The sequence below is a fragment of the Streptomyces sp. DH37 genome (assembly GCF_029813835.1).
In the GTDB taxonomy this organism is placed as follows: domain Bacteria; phylum Actinomycetota; class Actinomycetes; order Streptomycetales; family Streptomycetaceae; genus Streptomyces.
Genome location: NZ_JARVKV010000232.1, coordinates 1 through 401, shown reverse-complemented (window position 1 = coordinate 401; position 401 = coordinate 1). Strand labels below are relative to the sequence as shown.

Sequence of the window (401 nt, the reverse complement as noted above, 5' to 3'; positions counted from 1 at the left end):
CGCATCGCATCGCGGCGTCGACGGAGGATGTCTTCCTGTCCTTCCTGCCGCTCTCGCACACGTTCGAGCGCACCGGCGGCTATTACTATCCGATCGCGGCCGGCGCCTGCGTCGCCTATGCGCGATCGGTGCCGCTGTTGTCGGAGGACCTGAGGCAGGTGCGGCCCACGGTCTTGATCTCTGTGCCGCGAATCTATGAGCGCATCTACGCGCTGATCATGCAGCATCGCGCAACGGCAGGCGCCGTCGAGCGCGCGCTGCTCGATCTCACGCTCGCCATTGGCGGCCGGCGCTTTGACGCGCGGCAGGGACATGGCGCGTTGTCGCTGCGTGACCGGCTGGCCTGGCCGCTGCTCAAGCGGTTGGTCGCGGACAAGGTGCTGGCGCAGCTTGGGGGGCGC

At 68.3% G+C, this 401-nt stretch carries 1 protein-coding gene; it reads left to right on the top strand.

Going from position 1 to position 401, the window contains the following annotated elements; all coding sequences use genetic code 11:
- Positions 1-401 (top strand): AMP-binding protein (locus tag QC029_RS31480; protein WP_279559131.1); only part of this gene is annotated, 401 nt, incomplete at both ends.